Source organism: uncultured Aquincola sp. (assembly GCF_964001545.1).
Lineage (GTDB): Bacteria > Pseudomonadota > Gammaproteobacteria > Burkholderiales > Burkholderiaceae_C > Aquincola.
This window is the reverse complement of record NZ_CAXFDV010000560.1, coordinates 1-3,974: the sequence shown is the minus strand read 5'-3', so window position 1 is coordinate 3,974 and position 3,974 is coordinate 1. Positions and strand designations below refer to the sequence as shown.

At 68.7% G+C, this 3,974-nt stretch carries 5 protein-coding genes; 1 reads left to right on the top strand and 4 read right to left on the bottom strand.

Annotated elements, in window-relative coordinates; genetic code table 11:
• Positions 1-119: 119 nt before the first annotated feature.
• Positions 120-587, top strand: a complete 468-nt coding sequence (locus tag ABNT58_RS19220) for a DUF2442 domain-containing protein (RefSeq protein WP_348755046.1) — start codon at positions 120-122, stop codon at positions 585-587.
• 25 nt (positions 588-612) lie between these two features.
• On the opposite strand, the gene phaR is transcribed toward ABNT58_RS19220, so the two are convergent.
• The 4 genes from phaR to ABNT58_RS19200 form a co-directional block, all read right to left on the bottom strand.
• Positions 613-1,173, bottom strand: a complete 561-nt coding sequence (gene phaR, locus ABNT58_RS19215; RefSeq protein ID WP_348755045.1) for a polyhydroxyalkanoate synthesis repressor PhaR — start codon at positions 1,171-1,173, stop codon at positions 613-615.
• A gap of 91 nt (positions 1,174-1,264) precedes the next feature.
• Positions 1,265-1,990, bottom strand: coding sequence for a DUF6134 family protein (locus tag ABNT58_RS19210; protein WP_348755044.1), 726 nt, complete (start codon positions 1,988-1,990; stop codon positions 1,265-1,267).
• On the bottom strand, positions 1,987-2,802 hold the full coding sequence (locus tag ABNT58_RS19205) for a DUF1295 domain-containing protein (protein WP_348755043.1): 816 nt from the start codon (positions 2,800-2,802) through the stop codon (positions 1,987-1,989). The genes ABNT58_RS19210 and ABNT58_RS19205 overlap by 4 nt, the downstream gene beginning before the upstream one ends.
• Positions 2,799-3,851, bottom strand: a complete 1,053-nt coding sequence (locus ABNT58_RS19200) for a cyclopropane-fatty-acyl-phospholipid synthase family protein (protein WP_348755042.1) — start codon at positions 3,849-3,851, stop codon at positions 2,799-2,801. Before ABNT58_RS19200 ends, ABNT58_RS19205 begins: the two co-directional genes overlap by 4 nt.
• Between the last annotated feature and the right edge of the window lie 123 nt (positions 3,852-3,974).

Genomic DNA, 3,974 nt, shown 5'->3' with positions numbered 1-3,974 from the left:
GCCCTCGCCTCGTTGGAGGTGATCTGGGGAGCCGTCAATCGCGGGGCATTGAAAGAGGCACTGGCATGGGCCGGCCAGCACACGCCCCTGCTCGCAGCCCAGTGGAAGGAGTTGAATCCATGAGACCCAAGCACTTCACGCTCGTAAGCGTACTGCCCAAGGCGCGCGCCACGTTGGCACTGCGTTACGCAGATGGCGAGCAGTACGAAGTCGATCTCGCAGACGTGATCCAGCGGACCCCATCGCTGAAGCGACTCAAGCAGCCCAGCGTTTTCAATGGCGCAAAAGTCGGCGAGCATGGCGCGTCTGTGGCCTGGGGCGACGACGACGACCTGGAACTCGCCGCCGACAACCTGCGCGCGCACGCCATCGAGCAAGCCGGCGACGTGTCGCACGAGTTCATCTGGAACTGGATGGCCCGCAACGAACTGACGCTGGACGCCGCCGCGCAGGCATTGGGCGTGTCACGCCGCATGCTGGCCTATTACCGCAGCGGCGCCAAGCCGGTGCCGCGTACCGTGGCGCTGGCCTGTTTGGGCTGGGAGGATCTGAAGAAGGCAGGCGGGCGCTTCAAGCTGGCCGCTTGACCCGCCATCACTGCTGCGCCGTGCCTCAGCGCTTGGCCGGCGGAAAGCCCGGGAACAGCGTGCCGGCCTTGGTCATCTGTTCCTGCATCTGGGTGAACAGGTTCTTGGACTGTTCCAGGTAGGTGCTCATCAGCCCCTGCATGCCCGGGGCCTGACCGGTGAGGAACTGGGTCCACATCTCGGGGGTGAAGGTGGCATTGCCGGCCAGGCGCTTTTGCAGCTCGACGAAGGTCTGCAGGTTCTTCTCGAGGTAGGCGCCCATCATGCCCTGCATGGAGTGGCCGTAGAACCGGATGATCTGCGCCAGCATCTGCTCGGAGAACATCGGCACGCCGCCGCTTTCTTCCTCCAGGATGATCTGCAGCAGGATGCTGCGCGTCAGGTCTTCGCCGGTCTTGGCGTCGCGCACCTCGAAGCTTTCCACCGCCAGCACCATCTGCTTGACGTCGGCCAGCGTGATGTAGCTGCTGGTCTGCGTGTCGTAGAGGCGTCGGTTCGGGTACTTCTTCAGGACGCGCGGCCCTTCGCCGGCGGGGGCGCCGGCATCGGCAGCATCCGCGGACGTGCCGCGGCGGAGGGAAGCCATGCAGGGAACTCCTGATCGGGGGTGGCAGTTTCAAAAAGATTCTAGGGGGGCCCTGCCTAAGTCCGCGGGGGGTTTTCCCGCGGTGCAGCAATCAACGCAGCCGGTAGCTCAGCCGCCGGCCGTTGACGGTGGCGTCCAGCGCCAGCCAGTCGCCGCTGCCCGGGGCGTACCACAGCTCGATCGGCGATTCGTCGCCCGTCAGCCGCCAGTGCTCGGCCGCCACCGGCGTGCCCCGCACCTCGACCATGCCGGTGCCCACCGGCACCATCTGCACCGCCACGCCGCGGCCGGTCTGCGGGTTGAGCAGTTGCGTCTGACGGCGCAGCGCCGGATGCCAGTACGCAAAGGTCATGCTGCAGGCCGGCAGCGGTGCGGTGCCCGCCGGCGAGGTGACGGTGAGCGTCTGGCCGTCGAGCTGGGCCTTCACCAGGCTGGCCTTGCCGTTGGCATCGGTGCGTGCATCGAGCTCGGCCAGGCAGTCGCCCTGCCAGCGCTCGCGCGCTTCATGCCGGTAGCGGTAGACGGTGATGCCCAGCAGCTTGACGTCGAAGCTGGCCACGCTGAGCAGGCGGCGCTCGGCGCCCGCCAGCGGGCTCAGCGTGAAGCGGTGTTCGCCCACCGGCTTGCCGTCCAGCTGCACCTCGAAGCGCCATTCGGCCGCACCAGTCGCGCCCGGCCCCGGCACCGGCGTCGCGGCTGCACGGGCCGCTGCAGGCGGCGCCGGAGTGGCCGACACCACTGCGCTGGCCGCCAGCAGGGCGACCGCCGCTGCCGCACGCAGGGGCCGTCGGCGGGTGGACGGCGCCGACGCGCTCACTGCCGCCCCTCGGCGGCTGCCGCTGCGCCCGACTTGGGCGGCCCGGGCAGGAAGGCATTGGTGCGCGCCACATACTCGCGGTAGCCGGGGCGGCGTTCGTGCATGTCCTTCTCCAGCAGGCTGACGCCCGAGACTTTGAGCAGCAGCACCGTCATCAGCAGCGGCGACAGCAAGGCCCACCAGCCACCGGCGGCCAGCGCCATCAGACCCAGGCCCCACCAGACGCAGGTTTCGCCGAAGTAGTTGGGGTGGCGGGTGTAGCGCCACAGTCCCCGGTCCATCACCTGGCCCTTGTGCGCGGGGTCGGCCTTGAAGGCGGCCATCTGGCCATCGGCCACCGCCTCGAACACCAGACCGAAGACCGCCAGCGCGGCACCCAGCCCGTCCAGCCACATCCAGTCGTGCTCATTGCCCAGCATGCCCAGCGCAGCCGCCAGGAAGGGCAAGGCCACGATCCAGGCCAGCACCGCCTGCAGGCCGAACACCAGGTACAGGCTCTTGAAGGCAAAGCCCGGCTGGTTGCGCGCGCGGATCTCCTGGTAGCGGCGGTCTTCGCCATGGCCCCAGTTGCGCCAGGTGATGTAGCCGGCCAGCCGCAACGCCCACAGGCCGGCGATCACCAGCATGGTGACCGTGCGCAGGTCGGTGGCGCCCAGCTGCCAGGCCATGGTGCCGCCGGTGGCCACGATCATCGGGCCCCAGACGCGGTCGACCAGGCTGGCGTCGTGCCGCGCCACGCTGGCGATCCAGGTCAGCACCGCCAGGGCCAGGCCGGCCGAGAAGCCCAGCGCTGCGACGTGCAGCGTCGTCATCGGTGGGTGGCCCGCGGTGCCAGCAGGTAGTGGCTGACCCACCACTGGTTGCCTTCGTCGTAGGCGAAGAGTTCGGCCACCGAGAGGAAAAACAGCCGCCAGCGGGTCCACCAGACACTGGCTTCAGCGCCGTAGGTGCGCTCGAACAGCGGCCACAGCTGCGGCCTGGCGGCGTCCATGTTGGCCAGCCAGGCTTCCGAGGTGCGGGCGTAGTGGCGGCCGTTCCATCGCCAGCGCTGCTGCAGCTTGAGATCGTCCTGGCAATGCAGCACCAGGTCGTCGCTGGGCATCATGCCGCCGGAGAAAAAGTGCTGGCTCATCCAGTCGGTGTCGTCGCGCACCACGAATTCGTAGGGCGTGCTGCGGTGGGCGAACACGTGCATGAAAAAGCGCCCGTCGGGCTTGAGCCAGCCGGCCACGCGGCGGAAGGCCTCGGGCCAGTTGCGCAGATGCTCGAACATCTCCACCGACACCACGCGGTCGTAGCGGTCGGCGGTCTCGAAGTGGTTCACGTCGGCGGTGATGATGCGCAGGTTGCGCAGCCCACGTTCACGGGCCTGGGCCTCGATGTATTCGCGCTGCGAGTGCGAGTTGGACACGCCGGTGAAGAGGCTTTCGGGGTAGTGCTGCGCCATCCACAGCGACAGCGATCCCCAGCCGCAGCCCAGCTCCAGCACGTTCTGGCCGTTGGCCAGGCCGGCGCGTTCGCAGGTGGTGGCCAGCGCGGCGGCTTCGGCCTCGCCCAGGGTGTTCACCCCCTCGGGCCAATGCGCGCAGCTGTATTTCAGGTGCGGGCCCAGCACGGCCTGGAAAAAGGCGGCGGGCACTTCGTAGTGCTGTTCGTTGGCCTTCTCGGTGAGCAAGGCCACCGGCGCCTGGCCGAGCGAGCGCACGAAGGCGGTGGTCATGTCGGCCGCGGCTTCGACGTCGCGGTCGGCAATCTCGTCCAGCCGCTCCTTGAGCAACCGGCGGATGCCCAGACGCACCACCTTGTCGGGCACCAGGCCCTGTTCCACCCAACCCACCGCGACTCGCGCGCCTGCAGACATGGCTTCTCCTGTGATTGATCCGGCCTGCGAAGGCTACGCAGCGCCGGCTTGGCTGGATGCAAGCGTAGCCGCTGGCGGTGACCTTGGCCGGGCCGCGCGGGAATGCCCGGCCGGGGCGCTGGG